The sequence below is a fragment of the Pseudomonas sp. SJZ077 genome, assembly GCF_007993905.1.
Taxonomy (GTDB): domain Bacteria; phylum Pseudomonadota; class Gammaproteobacteria; order Pseudomonadales; family Pseudomonadaceae; genus Aquipseudomonas; species Aquipseudomonas mandelii.
Window position 1 is genome coordinate 116,562 of record NZ_VIUJ01000002.1, and the last position, 18,898, is coordinate 135,459.

Sequence of the window (18,898 nt, forward strand, 5' to 3'; positions counted from 1 at the left end):
GAATGTTGTTTTTGTTGTTCGAAGGCTTGAGTCGGTGGTCTAGGGTTGGCGGCTTCCCTCCTCACGCAACAGCGCCTGCAAGGTATCGAGGCGAGCACCGTCGAAGGCAATGACGGTGCCCTGCTCGAACACCCGGCGCGCCAGCCCGGTCAGCACCGCACCGGGCGGCAGTTCGATCTGTAGACGTACGCCACGCTCGTAAGCGCTTTGCACCGTGCCGCGCCAATCCACCACGCGGCACATGTTGAAAGCCAGGTCATCGCGCAAGGCTTCGGTGTTGATGACGGGCCGGGCGCGACTGCCGCTCAGGTAACTCAATGTCGGTGTTTTCAGTTGCACATTGGCGAAGGCTTCGGCCAGGGTTTTCGCCGGAGCTTCCAGCAGCGGGCAATGGGAAGGCACGCTGACGGCCAGTCGTTTTGCCAGACCTGCACCGCGACCTCGGGCCAGTTCGGCGACAGCTTTCATCGCCGCATCGCTGCCGGCAATGACCACTTGGTTATCGGCATTGATATTGGCCAGGTAAACCGGCATATCGACGCGGTGAACCTGCGCGAGCAACTCTTCCACTGTCGCCAGATCCAGACCGATGATCGCGGTCATGCCGTAGCCCTGAGGATAAGCCTGCTGCATCAGCTCACCACGCAGGCTGACCAGATGCAGCGCATCGCTGAAGCTCAGGGCGCCCGCCACCACCGCTGCCGGGTAGGCGCCGATGGACAATCCCGCCACGTAATCCGCTGCCATTGATAACTGGCGTGAAGCCGCGACGCCGGCAATCAACAGGCAAAGTTGAACGGCCCTTGTCGATTTCAACGCCTCGGCGCAATCCAGCCGCAACACGTCTTCGCCCAGCACTTCACTGGCCTCATTCACCGTTTCGAGAGGCAAACGGTGGAGCATGCCCGGTTGCTGCGCGCCCTGGCCTGGGAACACCAGCAAACTGCTCACGCTGCTTGCTCCCACGGATCAATCACCAGGCAGGCTTCACGGGCGTTTTTCAGCAAAACCCGGCGGGCAGGACTGGCCCATTCGCGCAGGGCGACGGCGCCGAAAGGCGTCTGCAACTGCATGTCTACCTGGCACGCAGCCGTGTCCAGAATCTTCACCAGCGCCTGCGCTTTCAATCGATCCAACGGTTGCGGGGTGCGCAGGATCAAGTCGAGATCACTGCCCTCGTGCAACGCCTGAACACCGCTGGCCAATTCAAACCCGGCGCTGCCGCTGACGCCCCACGCCCAACCGAAGTCATCGAGCATCGGCCGCAAATCATTGAGGGCGCGTACTGCTGGCAAATCCCGCTCGATCAAGGCATGACAAAGCTCTTCCGGTCTGACGCGACGAGCAATCGCAGCGATCGACATCACCGCTGCAAACCGCTGCTCACGCAACCGCCCACGCACCCCGACCGCGACGTGATCCGGCGCACTCAACGCACGCCGAACCACCACCGGCTGACCTGCGCTGACCGACTCGATCGCCCATGCAGGCGCGTCCACCGGCAGCTGCTCCGGGGTCATCCCCCAAAGCAGGTCGTGGGCCAGAAACGTATTCACCACTGCGCTCTCAGCAATTGGCGAACGGTGCTTGATGCCGCACGGTTGGTCGCGCCCAAGCGGCTGCTCAGATCACGTCCGCTGGTGGCGACATCGCCAATGGCAAGGTTCAGGCATTCAGTCACCCGCGCCAGATCCGCCGCTGTCGGCTGCTCGATCTGCTCTACCGACAAGGTTTCCCAAAGCAATCCCAGACTCGCATAGCTGTCGATGTCATAAGCCATCGGCGGCACGCTGGAAGCCAGGGCTTCGAGTTCTTCGACGCTGCGCAACGTCACCCGCGCTGCCGATGCCTTGCCCATCGCATGGACCATCACGCCCGGATCACGCAAGGCAATCAAGCGATTGGCCTGATACCCATGGGCCAGAAACGCCCCGGACATCGCCTTGCCCACCAGCAAGCCAATCACCGCATGACCGGCCAACCGGGCGCGGGCATAACTGTCTGCCGCACCCGCCAGGGCCTGATGAATGCCGAGCGCTTCTTCGCGCCGACCGTAAGCCTGGCTCGGCACATCGACGATGGCGACCAAGGCGCGTTTGTGCGGTTTATCCGTGTCTTCGGCGATGACGTCATCCACCGCCTTGGCCAGGCCCCAACCTTCCAGCAGACCGACCTCGCCATTGCGGGCGCGGACGAAACGGTTGTCGGGATCAGCCACCACCGCGATAAACCGTACAGACTGATCACCCAATACACCGTCGGCGACCCTCAACGAAGCGGGCAAACCTTCGACCGGTTTCGCGCCCGCACTCAAGGCGTTGAACCAGTTCAAACCTCTCAGGGAATACGAACTCATGAGCGCTCTCCTTGATACAGATCGCGAACCACTGACGGCTCGATTTGCGGTTCGGCGTCCAGACGGGCCAGCCGCTGCAGGAACAGATCGGCCTGACGGCTGCGTTGTTGTGCCGGCAAACCTTGCTTGAGTAACTCACCGACCTGCTGCTGAATCTGCGCCACGTCGTCGGCGACATAACGGTCCACCAAACCGCTGGCAAAACGCTGCTCGCCACCGGTCAGGCTCCAGATGAAAGGACGGTCGCGGGAGTCGTATTCCTCAAGCCCGGCTTCCTGTTCGATCACTTGCGGACCGTTGAGGCCAAGCCGCGCTTCCTGAGTCACCAGCAAATAGCTGCACAACCCGGCGGCAATCGACATCCCGCCAAAGCAACCCACGCTGCCGGCGACCACACCGATAACCGGCTGGTACTGGCGCAGGTCGACAATCGCCGCATGAATATCGGCAATCGCCGCCAGCCCAAGATTGGCTTCCTGCAAACGCACGCCGCCGGTTTCCAGCAGCAACACGGCGCGAGTGGGAATGCCATTGCGGTTGTCTTCGGCGGCGAGTTCCAGCGCACCGGCAATCTTCGCCCCGCCGACCTCACCGAGGCTGCCGCCCTGAAATGCACCTTCGATGGCGGCGATCACCACCGGCAATCCACCGATGCTGCCCTTGGCGATCACCACGCCGTCATCGGCTTGCGGCACCACGCCCTGGCACGACAGCCATGGCGACATGACGCGCTGAAACGGGTCGAGCAATTCGCGGAAGGTGCCAGGGTCGAGCAAGGCTTTCGCCCGTTGCCGGGCGCCGAGTTCGACGAAGCTGTGCTTGTGTAGGAGTTCTTTACTGTCAGTCATGACCGATCTCCTCAAAGCCTTGTTCCAGACGCAAGCGCACCACGCCGGGGGTAGCGCCGAAATCGTGGATATCAATGGCCATCGCTGGCGGTGTCTGGCCGTCGAACATCCGTGCAAACAGGTGCTGCCAGCGTTGTTCGGCGCCATTGACCGAGGTCTGCACCTTGATCGTCAATTTGCCGGCCTGACCCGGTTCGATCAGCACTTCCAGATCGCCCGAACCGACACAGCCCACCAGCGTGCGGCCCCGTGGCGGCTGCCCGGCGGGGAATTCAAAGGATAAGGTTTCCATCAGAAAGCTCCCGACTCGATGCGGTCGATAAACAGGCAGGCGGCGAGCAAATCCGCGGCACCGCCGGGCGACGCATTCAATGCGATTAATTGTTCGTCCAATTCGTGCAGACGGCGGCGACCGGCGAGGCTGGCGCTGCCGCCCGCATCGAGTACCGCTTGGGCACCAAGCTGCATGGTTTGCAGGCCGTGTTCGCCGGCGCGGTAGAGCACGCAGGTGTCGGCCAGGTTCGTCATGATTGCGAGCAAGGCGTCGAGCCGGGCGTTCTGCTCGCCATGGCCCAAGGCGCGGCTGCGTTTGAGTTGTGGCAGTGCGCGTTGCAGAACCGAAGGAAAGCCGAGTTGGGCTTCTTCACGGGCACCGCGAGCGCCGTAGCGTTGGGCAACCTGGGCGCCATGGCTGAGTGGACGTGGTGCGTAACGGTCGTCGATTAACGCGAGTCGGGCAGCACGCAAAGCAATCGGGCCTGCGGCACTGGATTCAGGCTCAAGCGCGCAGGCGGTGACCAAAAGACCCAAGGCCCAGATCGCCCCGCGATGGGTGTTCACGCCAGCCGTCGTGGCGAGCATCGCTTGCTCCCCTTCCCGACCGATCCGTCCAACGGCTTCACGCAGCGGCACACCGACTTCGCCAGATTCAATGGCCGCTTGCGCCATTTCCTTGAATGCAGGCCACAGCGACAGCGCCGAGGCGTGCATCAGCCCGAGGTGCAAATCGGTATGAGCGCCATTGCCACGACGGTCGACCAACGCCGGTTTCGGCGACAGGTCCGCTTCGTCGATCAATGCGTCCACCGCCAGGTCCGCCAGCCGTTCAGCCAGGGAAAGCGTTTTCGGTTGCAGGTTGAATGCGTGCATTACCAGCTCCTGAACTTGGCGGGCGGGTTGTAGAGGCCACCGGACCACTCGACCAGATCAGCCACGCTCTTGGCCGCGAGCAATTCGCGGGTGGCGTCGGTGCGGCGGATGCCGAGGTCTTCGGGCAAGGCGATCAAGCCTTCACGGCGCATGCGTGCGGTGTCTTTCGGGTTGTGGCGCAGGCCGATGGCGGTCACTCCGGCGACGGCGGCGATCATCGCCTGGCGCTCTTCAAGGGAACGGGCCTTGTACAAATAGGCGATGCCTTCTTCGGTCAGCAGGTGGGTGACGTCGTCGCCGTAGACCATGATCGGCGCCAGCGGCATGCCGCTTTTCTTCGCCACTTCTATTGCATCGAGGGTTTCGACGAAGGTCGGTTTGCCGCCCTCCTGGAAGGTCTCGACCATTTGCACCACAAGTTTTTTACCGCGTTCGAGCAACGCTTCGGGCGCGTCGTCATGGCGCATGTCGAGCCAGGCCGGCGTGCTATGACGGCGACCGCGCGGGTCGTGGCCCATGTTCGGCGCGCCGCCGAAACCGGCCAGGCGCCCACGGGTCACGGTGGAAGAATGGCCGTCGCCATCGACTTGCAGGGTTGCACCGATGAACAGGTCCACCGCGTATTGCCCGGCGAGCTGGCAGAACATCCGGTTGGAGCGCAGAGAGCCGTCGCGCCCGGTGAAGAACACGTCCGGCCGCGCAGCGATGTAGTTTTCCATGCCCAATTCAGTGCCGAAGCAATGCACACTTTCGACCCAGCCGCTTTCAATCGCCGGGATCAGCGTCGGGTGCGGATTGAGCGTCCAGTTGCGGCAGATCTTGCCCTTCAGGCCTAGGGATTCGCCGTAGGTCGGCAGGATCAATTCGATAGCGGCGGTGTTGAAACCGATGCCGTGGTTCAGCGACTGAACGTTGTGTTTTTCGTAGATCCCACGGATCGCCATCATCGCCATCAGCACGTGCACAGGCTTGATGTGCCGTGGGTCGCGGGTGAACAGCGGTTCGATATAGAACGGCTTGTCCGCCACCACCACGAAATCGACCCACGACGCGGGAATGTCGACGCGTGGCAGGTCGCTGACATCGTCCACCAGTTGGTTGACCTGGACGATGACAATGCCATCGCTGAAGGCGGCCGGCTCGATCAAGGCGGGGGTGTCTTCGGTGCTTGGGCCGGTGTAGATGTTGCCGGCGCGGTCGGCCATGAAACCGGCCGAGAGCACGACGTTGGGAATCAGGTCGACCACCAGCCGCGCATAGAGCTCGATGTAGGTGTGGATCGCACCGATTTCCAGCAGGCCGTCTTCCAGCAATTGGCTGATGCGCAGGCTCTGGGTGCCGGCGAAGGAGAAGTCGAGCTTGCGGGCGATGCCGCGTTCAAACAGGTCCAGGTGCTCGGAGCGGCCGACGCTGGGCATGATCATGTGCAAATCATGCAGCTTGGCGGGATTGGCCTTGGCCAGGGAGCGAGACAGGAAATCCGCCTGCTTCTGGTTATTGCCTTCCAGCACCACGCGGTCGCCGGGCAGGATCAGAGCTTCCAGTGCCGCGACGATGTTGTCGGTGGGCAGGACCACACCGTCGGCCAGACCCCGCACCAGTTCGAGACGCCGCTGCTTTTCGCTGCGCCGCCGCGTCCATCGCGAGTCGGGGGATATTGTTGTTGTCATGACCACTCCACGGGTTCGCTGTCGTGGGAGTCACCTTAGGAGGCTTGGGTGGGGAGCATCAATCAAGCACAGAGACGGATCGTTACGGTCAGGGTAATGGTTGACCATGCCGACGCCATCGCGAGCAGGCTCGCTCCCACAGGAGAGCGCATTTCAATGTGGGAGCGAGCCTGTTCGCGAAGAGGCCAGAACGATCACCGCAGTTTTCAACGAGTAATAATTACAGCCCAGCCATCTGCTGCTGCACACGAATGGCTTTCAGCCCACCGCTACGTAACAGGTTTTCCAGATTCTCGTTGCTGCCCATCCTTGGACTCCAAAGGGTTTTCCCCCATCAGGTTGATCTTGTCCTGCTGCGCTACCCGCACGACGAAGCTGTTTTCAGCCGCCAGTTTTGCGGCCCAGTCTTCGGGGGTGTAGAGCGTCGGATTAAGGACGCGGCCTAATTGCTCCTCCAGAGGCATAAGCCGCTCCATCACTTCACTGTAGTGCAGGCCTTCACCGATCAGCATGAGATCAATGTCACTGGATGCGTTTGCCGAGTCCTTGGCGATTGAACCGTACACAAATGCCCAGGTGATCTGTTCGGCAAAGGGTTGAAGCGCCTGACGCAGAGGCTCGGCAATGCCAAAAGTCTTGCGGGCGATGCCCAACAGCTCAGCATAAATCGGGCACTGCGGATTGGCCTGATAGTGGGTCTGGTTGCCTTGGCGGCTCAAGGTCAACACGCCTGCCTGTTGCAACCGATCCAGCTCTCGCATGAGGCTGCCTTTACCCACTTGAGCCCAGCGGGCGATTTCGTTGGCGTAAAAACTTCGATCGGGTTTGCCGAACAACAAGCCCAGCACTTTTTGCTGGGTGGTGGTGAACAAGGCTTCGCTGAGGGAAAGGTTTTTCACAGTGGCAACCGATGAGTCCCAAAAAGGGAACGATAGGTCCCTTTTTGGGAATCTTCAACCTGTCGCGAGCCGAATAGGGATTTGTGTTTAAACATTTGTCCGCAGGAACGGTGCGAGGCTACACAGTCTGGCGTCGCCGCCTACAGCAATGCCGGAAGCCGATGACTGGTGGGGTTTTGCGCTGATCGTTATTGTTTATGGGTCGCTGCCAATCAGCGATCGGGTCTGGAACCCCCGAAAAGACGGAGAAAAAGCGCCATTCATTTCGAATGGACCAACGCCAATCTGTAATCGGAAACTCATTATGTCCAAGGTAAAGACCAACCCAGCAGATAACACTGACATCGATTCCCAAGCGTCCCTTGAAGCCGAGAAACTTAAAGAAGCTGCCGACCGCGTCTTCTCCTATTACTTTTCCCCTGCTCACGAAAAAACGTCGAGGCGCCGTAATAAGTCCCGGCTCTTCACTGTATGCCCCGACATCGAAGCCTTGCTGGCCAATGCCTCCGAAGACTTGCTGTCCATCAGCGCCATTGCGGCCGATCTGGCAGACGATGTGGAAGGCTCGGGCCGGGGTTTAGCCGTGAAGTATTCCGTAAGGTGAAGGCCGCCTTCGCGGGCAAGCCTCGCTCCTACAGGTTTGGCGCAGTCCTTGTAGGAGCGAGGCTTGCCCGCGAAGGGGCCCGTCAGACTAGCCCGACACTCACCAACAACTCCTCCAGCGCCAGCAAATCAGGCACCTTGGCCACTTGCTCCCCCACCTGCACCGCCGCCTGCTCCAGCGGACACAACGGCACATCGACGTAACTCAACTGACTGTCCAGTTTGTACGACCGCGGAATCCCCTGAACCAACAGCGCAATGAACTTCAGCTCCGGCCGCCCACCGAGGGCATTGAGAATCACGATGCGCGCGCGCTCGCCGATGACGGTTTTATTGCCGCACGCCGACTCGAAACTCAGCAACGGAATCTGCCGGTCCCGCCACGTCACCAACCCCAGGTACCACGGCGGTGTGTCCAGATCGAACGCCCCCGGTTGATAGTCAATCAACTCCGCCACCGCCACGTTGGGCAGAATCAGGTTGCGGTCAGCCAGGGGCAGCAGCAGGCCGGTGAGATTGCTGGTGCGATGTTCAAGCATGGGTTTTGCTCCACAACGCGATGCTGTCGAGCAGCACCGATTCCTGGTACGGCTTGCCGAGGTAGTCGTTGACGCCGATGGCCATGGCGCGGTCGCGGTGTTTCTGGCCGGTGCGGGAGGTGATCATGATGATCGGTAAATGCTGCAAACGTTCGTCGCTGCGCACCTGGGTCGCCACTTCGAAGCCGTCCATGCGCGGCATCTCGATGTCGAGCAGCATAACGTCGGGCATATGTTCTTCGAGCAGCAGCATGGCGTCGACCCCATCCTTGGCAGTCAGCACGTTCATGCCGTGACGTTCGAGCAGGCGGCTGGTGACCTTGCGCACGGTGACCGAATCGTCGACCACCAGCACCAGCAGCGGTTTATGCGGCTCGACCTCAACGTCCTGTGTCGCCGACTGTTGCGGCACTCGGGCCTGCATGGCGCGGATCGGCGCCAGCAAATCGAGAATCAGCACCACCCGGCCATCGCCCAGAATCGTCGCCCCGGATAACCCCTGCACCGACGCAAATTGCGGGCCGAGGCTTTTGACCACGATCTCCCGCGTGCCGGCCGTGGAATCCACCTGCACGGCGATGTGCCGCTCGTTGCATTGCACCAGCAACACTGGCAGCGGCAGGCTCTGGCCCAACAGTTTCGGGCGGGTGCTGGTTTTCAGCAGCTCGCCCAGATAACACAGTTCATAACGCTGCCCGGCGTATTCATAAGTCGGCGGATCGAGCCGGTAATGCCCTTCGAGCTCGTTGGGCAGCACGCGAACGATGCCGTCGATGGTGTTCAGCGGGATCGCGTATTGATCCTCCAGACACTGCACCATCAGCGCGCGGTTGACCGACACGGTGAACGGGAGGCGAATCCGAAAGTGCACGCCCTGCCCCGGTGTCGAGTCGATGACCATGGTGCCACCGAGCTGCCGGACTTCTTCGTGAACCACGTCCATGCCCACGCCACGCCCGGAAATCTGAGTGATTTTCTCGGCGGTGGAGAACCCCGGTTGCAGGATGAATTGCAGCACATCGCGGTCGCTGACCTCGGCGTCCGGGGCCAGCAAGCCGCGCTTGATCGCCTTGCGCCGCACCGCGTCCAGCGGCACGCCTGCGCCGTCGTCGCGGATGTCGAAAATCATGTCGCCGCCCTCGCGGGACAGGTCGAGAGTGATTCGTCCCTGGGCCGGTTTGCCGGCCGCAATACGCACCTCGGCCGATTCCAGGCCGTGGTCCACGGCGTTGCGCAGCATGTGTTCCAGCGGCGCCGCCATGCGCTCAAGCACGTTGCGATCCATCTCGCCTTCGGCGTTGCCGACCACGAACTCGACGTCTTTGCCCAGTTCACTGGAGACCTGGCGGACGATGCGCCTCAAGCGCGGCAGCATGCGCTCGAACGGCACCATGCGCGTGCGCATCAGTCCTTCCTGCAATTCGGTGTTGATGCGGCCCTGCTGTTGCAGCAGGTTTTCCGCATCCTGATTGCGTCGATCGAGGGTTTCCTTGAGGTCGAGCAGGTCGGAGGCGGATTCGAACAGCGCCCGCGACAACTGCTGCAACTGCGAGTGACGGTCCATTTCCAGCGGATCAAACTCCTCGTAGCCCAGACGTTCCGCTTCGACTTGCTGGCGGCTGAGAATCCGTCCCTGGGTTTCGGTGTCGAGCCGTCGCAACTGATCGCGCATCCGCTCGATGGTGGTTTCCATCTCGCTCAGGGCCACCCGCGCATCGTTGACCTGTTGCTCGATACGGCCACGGAAGATCGAGGTTTCACCGGCCAGGTTGACCAGATCGTCGAGCAGTTCTGCCGAGACCTTGACCATGTCGACGCCCACTTCGGCTTGCGCCACCGGGGCGTCGGGTTTCGGCGTGGCGGGCACGATCACCGGCGTATCAAGAACAGCGGGATGGCTGAAGTTCTTGATCGCGTCGATCAACCGATCAGCCGGCGGCAAGGGCTGGCCGGCGCGGGCGGCGTCGAGCATTTGCGCCAGTCGGTCATGACTGCTTTGCAGCAGGGCGAACAGCGCCGGGGTCGGTTGCAGCACGCCAGCGGACAGACCTTCGTAGAGAAATTCCAGCTCATGGGCGAGGTCGCCGATGGGGGCAATTTCCACCATCCGCGCACCACCCTTGAGCGTGTGCAGGTCGCGCAGCAGGGTTTCCACTTCCTGACGGTTCGACGGTTCGGCTTGCCAGCGCACCAGCGCCGTGCCGGAGTTTTCGATGATGTCGAAACCTTCCTCAAGGAAGATCTCCAGCAGCTCGGGGTCATGCCCCGGCGAGTCATTGGCCGGCGCAGGTTCCGCCACTTCGGCGGTGTTGGCATTGCCTTGACGGAACTCGCGAATCGCCTCGATCAGCTCGCTCGGGGCACCCAGGGTATGCTGGTTTTTCAGCTGTTCGAGCAACACCGCGAGCCGGTCATGGCTCTGTTGCAGCAACTGCGCAAGGGTTTCGCTGTAGCTGTAACGGTGGTCCACCAGGCCTTCGTAAAGACTTTCCAATTCATGGGCCAGGTCGCCGACCGGCTCGACCTCGGCCATCCGCGCGCCGCCCTTGAGAGTATGCAAGTCCCGCTGCAAGGACGACAGCGGCGCGGCGTTATCCGGGTCGTTCAGCCAGCGCTGCAAGGCCTGGCCAGCACTCTCGAGAATATCCACCGCTTCTTCGAGAAAGATCGAAACGATCTCATCGTCCAGCTCGACCTGAGTCGCAGTCTGTTCCAGTTCTGCGGTGGCGCTGCCCAGTTCGCGGATGCTCAGGGTGCGGCTGCCATCGCTGCGGATCAGGCCCATGGACGATGGATCAAGGCTTTCATCGAGCAGGCCGCGCAAGGCCCGGATGCGTTCCGGTTGCGGGCTGACTTCCTGGCCGGCGGCCAGTTCGTCGAGCATATTGATCAGCGCTTCGTGGGCACTTTGCGCCTCGTGGAAAAACCGGTCGCTGACTGCCAGGCTGCTCTCTTCCACCGCGCCGTACAGGTCGAGCAACGCTTCGCACAATTCATCCACCGGGTGCAGATCGGCGAGGTGCGCGCCTTCGCCCAAGGTGGTCAATTCGTCCAGCAACGCGCTGAGTTCCTGGCGCTCGCCGGGGTGCTGCTGCCAGCGCTGCAACAGGCTTTCGGCGTCCAGCAGGATGTCCATGCCCTGGGCCAGGAAGTTGTTGATCAGTTGCGGATCACGTTTGATTCGCAGCGCGGTGTTCGGCGCTTTCAACAGCGCATCCAGACGCTCAGCGAGCAGCGCCTTGGTGCGCTCGATCAGTAAATCGGCATCCGGTATTTCGGCCAGCGGATCAGTCTTGAGTTGCCGCAGCCCGAGACGGAACAGACCTTCGGCTTCCAGCAGCAGTTCGACTTCGTCGAGGTCGAGGGCGATCAGGTGCGCTTTGTATTCGCGGGCCAGTTGATCCAGCGGCGTCGCCAGCTCGGCGATCGGCAATACGCCGGCCATCGAGGCGCTGCCCTTCAAGGTATGCAACGCCCGCTGCAACTCGTCGCTGGCTTGCAGCGGCACGTGCTCGGCGGCTTGATCAAGGAAACGGTTGAGGCTGGCGAGATGGGTCTCGGCTTCCTTGCGGAAGATCTCCAGCAACAGCGGATCGAGGGCCGCGACGTCCTGGGTGTCCTCATCGCTGGCGGGCGTATCGCCCTTGGCGAGGGCATGGGCGCGAGCGGCCAGTTGGTCGACCTGGTTGCACTGGCGCTGGGCATTGGCGGCAAACTCGGCCACCAGTTGCGGCAGCAGTTCCAGTGCATCGAGGAGCAATTGTTGCACTGCCGCCCCAGGCGCAACGCTGCGCTCCAGCACGCGGTTGAGCAGGTTTTCCACCGCCCACGCCAGCTCGCCCAGCACCAGCGCACGGACCATCCGGCCACTGCCTTTCAAGGTGTGGAAAGCCCGGCGCAATTCACTCAACGCGGCGTTATCGTCCGGGTTGGCCGTCCAGCGCGGCAAGTACTCTCGGAGGATTTCCAGGACTTCATCGGTTTCTTCGAGGAAGACTTCCCGCAGCTCTTCATCCACCGGTTCTTCGCCGGCGGGCGGTGGCAGCAGGCTGCCCGGAATGGTCAGCGCCGGCGGATTGACCGAAGACACCGGGCTGGCCAGGACATCGGCCAGCGACTGCACGGTATCGGGGTCATCGAGTTCTTGCAGGTCCTGCATCACCTGGGCTTCACTCGGGCTCAGCACATCCTCAAGCATCGGCACCTGTTGTTCACTGGGGAAAAACCCAAGGGACGCCAGGCTCTTTTCCGCCACGTCGAGCAGTTGTTCACCGGGTGCCTCGGGGTCGTCGCTGAGACGCTCCAGGTAATACTCGATGCTGGTGATGACGTCGGCCAGGCTGTCCAGTTCCTGCCAGCCGGGCTGGCCCGGGTCCAGCAGCAGATGCTCGCGAATGAAGTGGTTGCAGGCTTCGATCAGGCTCGCCGCACGACCCAACGGAATCATCGACAGCGCACCGCGTACCTGGGTCAGCAACGCCGGCAAGGCCTGCAAATGCTGGCGATCCCAGTCGGCGTCGATGTAGTCGACGATCATGTCCTTGGCCTGTTGCAGGCAGATGCGCGCTTCCTTGATCACGATCTGGTGGATCTGCGTCAGATCGGTGGTCGGCAGGTGGCTTTCTTCCCGGCTCTCCGGCTCTACGGTGCCGACCATGCCGGCCAGCGTCGCTTCGACGTAGAGCAAGGCCCCGGCAACGTCCATGAGAATGGCGTCGTTGGGTTCGCGCTGGCCTTGGGCGAGGCTCAGCACCACCGCCAGTTGATCGATGATGACTTTGCGCGGCTGGCCGAAACCCAACACCGCCAGGGTGTCGGCGATTTGCCGCAACGGCGCCAGCAGGGTTTCGAGGTCCGAGGTGTGCTGGCGGTCGCTGCGCACAAACAGGTCCAGGCGTTCCTTGACCCGCACCAGCTCTTCACACAGCGCGGCCAGCACCGAGCGCATGGCGTCACGGTCCGGTCCGGCCAGGCGGGCGCGTTCTTCGTCGACCATTGCGCTGTCAGGCAGCGCGTCGTCCAGTGAGTAACGATCTTTCATGGTCAGCATCTGCCCGGTGGGATGTTCGGCCTTGGCAATGTAGAACAGCAAACTCTTGAGCAACTCCGGCGGCGCCGGCTGATTGATGCCGCGTATGCCCTGTTCGAGCAAGCGCTTGAGTTCTTTGTCGGCGTCCTTGAACAGGCTGCGCAGCGCCGGGCTGTTGGCAATCGAGCCGCCGCGCATGCCTTCGACCAGCGCCGAGGCGACTTGCCACAACGGGCTCAAAGGCGCGTTGCCGCACAGTCCTTCCAGGCGTGAAAAAACCTTGGTCAGATAACCAAGGTTAGTCTCGTCATCCTGCTCGCGCAGCAACCCGACCAACGCCATTTGCAGCATCTGCCGCAACTTGCGCAGCACATTGGCAAAATCCGCCGGTTCCAGCAGGGCCAGCGATTCTTCGTCCAACACCGGCAGGTCGAGCAATTGCGGGCTGAACAGGCTGGTTTCCGACAACAGGCTTTCGCCCCGGGCACTGCGTAAATCGTTGATCAGCGGCAGCACCACCAAGGGCAGGTCACGGCGCGCGCCTTGCACCCGGTCGAGGTAGATCGGCAGTTGCCCGAGGGCTTGCAACAGCAGATGAAGCGCCTCGTCGCGATGGTTGATGCGGTCTTGCTGCAAGGCGGTGGCCAGGTGTTCCATTTCTTCGGCGAGCAGGGCCGCGCCGTAGAATTCGACCATCTGCAAACTGCCGTGGACCTGATGGATGCACGCCAGGCAATCGCTCAGGGCGTGCGTCGCCTGGGGATCATCAAGCAGGGTTTCGATCGCTTGATGAGCCACTTTCAGCGTTTCGGCAATCTCGCCTTTGACCCACTCGAGGGCCACATAGTCGTGCCGATCACCCATAACCACTCCAAATCACTGCTCTACTCAAAAAAACCCGAACGCCTGCGGGCGCTTCACACTCTATCCGCCGCCTGCGCCTTGGCCGCCGGCAAGGTAAAACCGGACACCGAGCGCCGCAGCTGACTGGCCATTTTCGCCAGGTTGCCAATGCTTTCGGCGGTGGCGGTCGAGCCCGACGAAGTCTGCGTGGTGATCTGCTGGATCACGTTCATGGTCAGGGAAATCTGACCGGCTGAAGACGTCTGCTGCTGCGCAGCGTTGGAAATACTCTGGATCAACGCCGCCAGGGTCTTCGACACGCCTTCGATTTCTTCCAGGGCCACACCGGCATCCTGCGCCAGACGCGCGCCGCGCACCACTTCGGTGGTGGTCTGTTCCATGGAAATCACGGCTTCGTTGGTGTCGGTCTGGATCGCTCGCACCAGGGTTTCGATCTGCCGGGTAGCGGCGGACGAACGCTCGGCCAGACGCTGCACTTCGTCGGCTACCACTGCAAAACCGCGCCCGGCATCACCGGCCATCGAGGCCTGGATCGCCGCGTTGAGCGCAAGGATGTTGGTCTGATCGGCAATGTCATCGATCAGGCTGACAATGTCGCCGATTTCCTGAGAGGACTCGCCCAGACGCTTGATGCGCTTGGCAGTGTCCTGGATCTGCTCGCGAATGTTGTCCATGCCGTGGATGGTGTTGTGCACCACCTCGTTGCCCTTGTTGGCGATTTCCACCGAACGTTCCGCCACCGCCGAGGACTCGGCAGCGTTGGCGGAGACCTGGTCGATGGACTGGGCCATGTCGTTGATCGCGGTGGAGGCTTCGCTGATCTGTTGCGCCTGATGTTCCGACGCCTGGGCCAGGTGCATGGCGGTGGCCTGGGTTTCCTGCACGGCGGCGGCGACCTGGCCGGCGGTGAGGTTGATGGTCGCCACCAGGTCGCGCAGTTGATCGACGGAATAGTTGATCGAGTCGGCGATGGTGCCGGTGAAGTCTTCGGTCACCGAGGCCGTCACGGTGAGGTCGCCGTCGGCGAGGTCTTCGATCTCGTCGAGCAGGCGCATGATCGCGGTCTGGTTGCGCTCGTTCTTCTCGGCGGTTTCGCGCAGCTGGCGGTTGGTTTCGCGCACCATCACCAGGCCGATAAGGATGATCGACATCAGCGCCAACAGGCCCAACACGTAGCCGCCAATGGTGTCGGTGTCGCGCCCGCCGGCAAGGTTTTCGAACCCGCTGGCCAGGTGCGAGGCTTCGTCGAGCAGGGTCTGCGACAAGGTGAAGATGTTGGTCGCCGATTCGCGAACCTTGAACAGCTCCGGCGAGGTTTCGAGGATTTCATCCACAGAGCCGGAAACGAATTCGAACAGCTCGGAAATCTCGGTCAAGCGGGCCCGCGCATCGCGGTCTTCGACCTGGCTGACCCGCAGCGACGTATTGCCCTGGAGCATGCCATTGAGTACCTGGCCGAATCGGGCAGCGTCGCGACCGAACGCGTCGGCGGCCTGTTGTGAATTTTCATCGCCGGACAGCACGGTGTTCACCGCGCCCAGGATGCGTTCGGCCAGCAGCGACTGACGCTGGGCCATGGCCACCTGAGCGGCCGGCGCGCCGCGCTGCAAGAGGATTTCGACGACTTTTTCGTATTCGACCTGCAACTGCGGCACGGTTTCGGCCAGCGTCGCGGCGACCTGATGCAGCGAGAGTACGGTCTGCTCGCTGGAGAGGATGGCGTCAGTGTTTTTCAGCAGCCGTTCCCAGTCCAGCTGAACGGCGCGCATTTCCGGGCGCACGGCGGACGGCGCTGGCGGCAGGCCGGTGGCCGGGTCGCCCTTCTTCAAGTAACCCCAGCGTTGGGCGAAGTCGTTGCGTGCATCGCTCAGCAGCTTGAACGCCGCCGCCTTGCCGGCAGCGGCTTCGGTGGCGTTTTTGGCGATGCGTTGGGACAGCACGCGCAGTTCGCCGGCGTGGCCGATGTACTGTTTGTCATACGTGGCTTGCGTGTTGAGGTAAGCGAAGTTGGCAAACAGCAGCATGATGAAGATGATCAGCGCGATGAACAGCACGATGATCTGCGAGCGGCTGCGCGATCCTTCTGGCTTGCCTGTTTTTGTTTTTATCATCGGTCCTCGCCTGTACTGCCTGATTCAACGACGCCCTTGCAAGAGCGAGGCTTGCCCGCGAAGCAGGCGCTACGGTCTTACGGGAACACCGCGTTTTCGTTCTTCGCGGGCAAGCCTCGCTCCTGCAGGATTGGGGCGTCGCCTTGATTACAGCGCTACATGCATAAAGCTTTGCGACTGCGCCAGCGTAAACGGACTGAATATTTGCCACGTCTGCTCACGCTGAAACCGGCCCTGGACGAACGCGGCAATCGGCCCGTGCAGATCGGCCATCGACACCGGTTCCAGACTGTCCTGGGCAAAGTGCTGCAAGCCGAAGACTTCGTCGACCATCAACCCGGCAAACACTTCACCGTGTTCCACCACTAACACCCGCCGCTGTTTGCGCAGGGTCGACTGCTCATGTCCGAAGAAGCTGCACAAATCCATGATCGGCAGCAATCGTCCGCGCAAGTTGGCCACACCCTTGACCCAGGGTTTGACGCCCGGCAATTGGGTGAAACGCGGTTCGTGCAGGACCTCGCTGACTTCGCCCATGGGCGCGACGTACCAGTTTTCGCCCAAGCGAAAGCCGATGCCGCTCCAGCGGTCCTGTCGGGTTGGCTGGGATGGCAGATCCGCCGCCAGCAGACGACAGCGCTGGTCAATCTGCAGCAGCAGTTCGAAAGCCGTCAGCGACTCGGTCATGGCCGGACGATCAACCGGCCAGCACGTTGTTCAGGGTTTTGATCAGGGTCTCTTCGTCGACCGGTTTGGTCAGGTAATCCTTGGCGCCCTGGCGTGTGCCCCAGACTTTGTCGGTTTCCTGATCCTTGGTGGTGATGATGATCACCGGGATGCGCCCGGTTTCCGGGTCTTTGGTCAACTGGCGGGTCGCCTGGAAACCGTTGAGGCCGGGCATGACGATGTCCATGAGCACCGCGTCGGGTTTTTCCTGACGGGCCAGGGCCACGCCGTCGGCGCCGTTTTCGGCTTTCAACACTTCATGACCGTGCTTTTCCAGCATGCCGGTCAGTTTGTACATTTCGGTCGGCGAATCATCGACGATCAGAATACGTGCCATGGTCTTCCCCATTCTTGTCAACGCCGGGCCCGCTGGCCGAGCGTCACTGTGCGTGTCCTACTGCGGCAAAACGGCGGCGAAGCCCGGTACATGGGCCTGGATCGCGTTCAGCAGTTCTTCCTTGCTGAAAGGCTTGGTCAAAAACTGGTCGGAGCCGACGATGCGCCCCTTGGCCTTGTCGAACAGCCCGTCCTTGGACGACAGCATAATCACTGGCGTGGACTTGAACGCACTGTGGTTCTTGATCAACGCGCAGGTCTGATAGCCATCCAGGCGCGGCATCATGATGTCGACAAAGATGATGCCGGGATGGTTATCGGCAATCTTGGCCAGGGCATCGAAACCATCGATGGCCGTGATGACTTCACAACCCACGTTTTTCAACAGCGTTTCGGCGGTACGACGAATCGTCTTCGAATCGTCGATCACCATGACCTTCAAGGCGCTGGAATGCTGTTCCATAAATGCTCTACCGTCGCCTTTGCGAATCAAATTGTCCGTTTACGGACCTTCGGTGGCTCGAAACCCTTGATGTTCAAGGGCCAGCACGACATGGCAGCCTTTTTAGCACAGTCTCCAACACCAATCTATCGGGCGACTGACACGGTGGTTTTTCCTTGACCGGGAACACACTGGGCGCCAATCTGACGCCACTTTTTCGTGTCCATCCGGACCACCCCAATTCGAGGAAAAACCCATGAGCGTTCGCGTCGGGATTGTCATGGACCCTATTGCCAGCATCTCCTATAAAAAGGATAGCTCGCTGGCCATGCTGCTGGCCGCACAGAAGCGCGGCTGGGAACTGTTCTATATGGAACAGAGCGATTTATACCAGGCAGAAGGTGAAGCCCGAGCGCGGATGCGTCCGCTGAAAGTCTTCGCCAACCCGGAAAAATGGTTCGAACTGGAAGCCGAGACCGACGCGCTGCTGAGCGATCTTGACGTGATCCTGATGCGCAAGGATCCGCCATTCGACATGGAGTTCGTCTACTCCACGTACCTGCTGGAGCAAGCCGAGCGCGCTGGCGTGCTGGTGGTCAACAAGCCGCAAAGCCTGCGCGATTGCAACGAAAAGCTGTTCGCCACGCTGTTCCCGCAGTGCACGCCGCCGACCATCGTCAGCCGTCGCCCGGACGTGCTGCGCGAGTTCGCCGATCACCACGGCGATGTGATCCTCAAGCCGCTGGACGGCATGGGCGGCTCGTCGATCTTCCGTCACACCGTCGGCCACCCGAACCTGTCGGTGATCCTCGAAACCCTGACCTTGCATGGCAAGCAGCAGATCATGATCCAGGGTTACTTGCCGGCAATCATCGATGGCGACAAACGCATCCTGATGATCGACGGCGAACCCGTGGATTACTGCCTGGCACGGATCCCGGCCGCCGGTGAAACCCGTGGCAACCTGGCGGCCGGCGGTCGTGGCGAAGCCCGCCCGTTGACCGACAAGGATCGCTGGATCGCTGCTCAGGTCGGCCCGACCCTGCGTGAGAAAGGCCTGCTGTTCGTGGGTCTGGACGTGATTGGTGAGCACCTCACCGAAATCAACGTCACCAGCCCGACCTGCATTCGCGAGATTGATAATGCGTTTGGCACCGACATCGGCGGCATGCTGATGGATGCCATAGAGAAGCAGCTGCAAGCTTCAAGCCGCAAGCTGCAAGCTTGAAGCTGACGCCCTACAGCTTGTCGCTTGATACTTGTAGCTTGAAGCTAAAAACCAACATTGCGTTATCATGCCGAGCCCGTAAAAACGCGATGTTGGTT

General features: G+C 61.5%; 16 protein-coding genes. 2 read left to right on the top strand and 14 right to left on the bottom strand.

What is annotated here, in order from left to right; genetic code table 11:
• Nucleotides 1–39: 39 nt before the first annotated feature.
• The 8 genes from mdcH to FBY01_RS04225 all read right to left on the bottom strand — a co-directional run bounded on the left by mdcH (nt 40) and on the right by FBY01_RS04225 (nt 6,922).
• Nucleotides 40–951, bottom strand: a complete 912-nt coding sequence (mdcH, locus tag FBY01_RS04190; RefSeq protein ID WP_145306745.1) for a malonate decarboxylase subunit epsilon — start codon at nt 949–951, stop codon at nt 40–42.
• Complete coding sequence (locus tag FBY01_RS04195; RefSeq protein WP_145306743.1) at nt 948–1,559, bottom strand: malonate decarboxylase holo-ACP synthase; 612 nt, start codon at nt 1,557–1,559, stop codon at nt 948–950. Before FBY01_RS04195 ends, mdcH begins: the two co-directional genes overlap by 4 nt.
• Complete coding sequence (mdcE, locus tag FBY01_RS04200; RefSeq protein ID WP_145306740.1) at nt 1,553–2,356, bottom strand: biotin-independent malonate decarboxylase subunit gamma; 804 nt, start codon at nt 2,354–2,356, stop codon at nt 1,553–1,555. The genes FBY01_RS04195 and mdcE overlap by 7 nt, the downstream gene beginning before the upstream one ends.
• Nucleotides 2,353–3,204 (bottom strand): biotin-independent malonate decarboxylase subunit beta, encoded by an 852-nt coding sequence (locus FBY01_RS04205; RefSeq protein WP_145306738.1) that lies wholly within the window; start codon nt 3,202–3,204, stop codon nt 2,353–2,355. The genes mdcE and FBY01_RS04205 overlap by 4 nt, the downstream gene beginning before the upstream one ends.
• Entirely contained in the window at nt 3,197–3,496 is a 300-nt protein-coding gene (locus FBY01_RS04210) for a malonate decarboxylase subunit delta (protein ID WP_008026217.1), read from the bottom strand. The genes FBY01_RS04205 and FBY01_RS04210 overlap by 8 nt, the downstream gene beginning before the upstream one ends.
• The gene (locus FBY01_RS04215) at nt 3,496–4,353 is read right to left on the bottom strand and encodes a triphosphoribosyl-dephospho-CoA synthase (RefSeq protein WP_010466883.1); all 858 of its coding nucleotides are present in this window, start codon (nt 4,351–4,353) and stop codon (nt 3,496–3,498) included. The genes FBY01_RS04210 and FBY01_RS04215 overlap by 1 nt, the downstream gene beginning before the upstream one ends.
• Complete coding sequence (gene mdcA, locus FBY01_RS04220) at nt 4,353–6,023, bottom strand: malonate decarboxylase subunit alpha (RefSeq protein WP_145306736.1); 1,671 nt, start codon at nt 6,021–6,023, stop codon at nt 4,353–4,355. The genes FBY01_RS04215 and mdcA overlap by 1 nt, the downstream gene beginning before the upstream one ends.
• A gap of 269 nt (nt 6,024–6,292) precedes the next feature.
• Nucleotides 6,293–6,922, bottom strand: coding sequence for a nucleotidyltransferase domain-containing protein (locus FBY01_RS04225; RefSeq protein WP_083375550.1), 630 nt, complete (start codon nt 6,920–6,922; stop codon nt 6,293–6,295).
• Between the two features lie 148 nt (nt 6,923–7,070).
• Between FBY01_RS04225 and FBY01_RS32195 the strand changes: the two genes are divergently transcribed.
• Nucleotides 7,071–7,526, top strand: coding sequence for a DUF6124 family protein (locus FBY01_RS32195; RefSeq protein ID WP_372241861.1), 456 nt, complete (start codon nt 7,071–7,073; stop codon nt 7,524–7,526).
• An 82-nt stretch (nt 7,527–7,608) separates the two neighbouring features.
• On the opposite strand, the gene FBY01_RS04235 is transcribed toward FBY01_RS32195, so the two are convergent.
• From FBY01_RS04235 to pilG, 6 genes are all read right to left on the bottom strand, one after another.
• Nucleotides 7,609–8,064, bottom strand: a complete 456-nt coding sequence (locus tag FBY01_RS04235) for a chemotaxis protein CheW (protein ID WP_145306734.1) — start codon at nt 8,062–8,064, stop codon at nt 7,609–7,611.
• Complete coding sequence (locus tag FBY01_RS04240; protein ID WP_145306732.1) at nt 8,057–13,957, bottom strand: Hpt domain-containing protein; 5,901 nt, start codon at nt 13,955–13,957, stop codon at nt 8,057–8,059. The genes FBY01_RS04235 and FBY01_RS04240 overlap by 8 nt, the downstream gene beginning before the upstream one ends.
• Nucleotides 13,958–14,010: 53 nt before the next feature.
• Nucleotides 14,011–16,068 (bottom strand): methyl-accepting chemotaxis protein, encoded by a 2,058-nt coding sequence (locus tag FBY01_RS04245; protein WP_145306730.1) that lies wholly within the window; start codon nt 16,066–16,068, stop codon nt 14,011–14,013.
• Between the two features lie 147 nt (nt 16,069–16,215).
• Nucleotides 16,216–16,755 (bottom strand): chemotaxis protein CheW, encoded by a 540-nt coding sequence (locus FBY01_RS04255; RefSeq protein WP_010466863.1) that lies wholly within the window; start codon nt 16,753–16,755, stop codon nt 16,216–16,218.
• A gap of 10 nt (nt 16,756–16,765) precedes the next feature.
• On the bottom strand, nt 16,766–17,131 hold the full coding sequence (pilH, locus tag FBY01_RS04260; protein ID WP_145306728.1) for a twitching motility response regulator PilH: 366 nt from the start codon (nt 17,129–17,131) through the stop codon (nt 16,766–16,768).
• A 57-nt stretch (nt 17,132–17,188) separates the two neighbouring features.
• Entirely contained in the window at nt 17,189–17,593 is a 405-nt protein-coding gene (gene pilG, locus FBY01_RS04265; protein WP_010466861.1) for a twitching motility response regulator PilG, read from the bottom strand.
• A 235-nt stretch (nt 17,594–17,828) separates the two neighbouring features.
• On the opposite strand from pilG, the gene gshB reads away from it, so the two are divergent.
• On the top strand, nt 17,829–18,800 hold the full coding sequence (gene gshB / locus FBY01_RS04270) for a glutathione synthase (RefSeq protein WP_077747230.1): 972 nt from the start codon (nt 17,829–17,831) through the stop codon (nt 18,798–18,800).
• The last annotated feature ends 98 nt before the right edge of the window (nt 18,801–18,898 follow it).

Excerpts from the sequence above, each read along its gene's own strand:
- FBY01_RS04235 (WP_145306734.1), bottom strand. The coding sequence starts at position 8,064 with ATGCTTGAACATCGCACCAGCAATCTCACCGGCCTGCTGCTGCCCCTG.
- pilG (WP_010466861.1), bottom strand. The coding sequence starts at position 17,593 with ATGGAACAGCATTCCAGCGCCTTGAAGGTCATGGTGATCGACGATTCG.
- FBY01_RS04205 (WP_145306738.1), bottom strand. The coding sequence starts at position 3,204 with ATGACTGACAGTAAAGAACTCCTACACAAGCACAGCTTCGTCGAACTC.
- mdcA (WP_145306736.1), bottom strand. The coding sequence starts at position 6,023 with ATGACAACAACAATATCCCCCGACTCGCGATGGACGCGGCGGCGCAGC.
- FBY01_RS32195 (WP_372241861.1), top strand. The coding sequence starts at position 7,071 with ATGCCGGAAGCCGATGACTGGTGGGGTTTTGCGCTGATCGTTATTGTT.
- FBY01_RS04240 (WP_145306732.1), bottom strand. The coding sequence starts at position 13,957 with ATGGGTGATCGGCACGACTATGTGGCCCTCGAGTGGGTCAAAGGCGAG.
- gshB (WP_077747230.1), top strand. The coding sequence starts at position 17,829 with ATGAGCGTTCGCGTCGGGATTGTCATGGACCCTATTGCCAGCATCTCC.
- FBY01_RS04255 (WP_010466863.1), bottom strand. The coding sequence starts at position 16,755 with ATGACCGAGTCGCTGACGGCTTTCGAACTGCTGCTGCAGATTGACCAG.
- FBY01_RS04245 (WP_145306730.1), bottom strand. The coding sequence starts at position 16,068 with ATGATAAAAACAAAAACAGGCAAGCCAGAAGGATCGCGCAGCCGCTCG.
- mdcE (WP_145306740.1), bottom strand. The coding sequence starts at position 2,356 with ATGAGTTCGTATTCCCTGAGAGGTTTGAACTGGTTCAACGCCTTGAGT.
- FBY01_RS04215 (WP_010466883.1), bottom strand. The coding sequence starts at position 4,353 with ATGCACGCATTCAACCTGCAACCGAAAACGCTTTCCCTGGCTGAACGG.
- FBY01_RS04210 (WP_008026217.1), bottom strand. The coding sequence starts at position 3,496 with ATGGAAACCTTATCCTTTGAATTCCCCGCCGGGCAGCCGCCACGGGGC.
- pilH (WP_145306728.1), bottom strand. The coding sequence starts at position 17,131 with ATGGCACGTATTCTGATCGTCGATGATTCGCCGACCGAAATGTACAAA.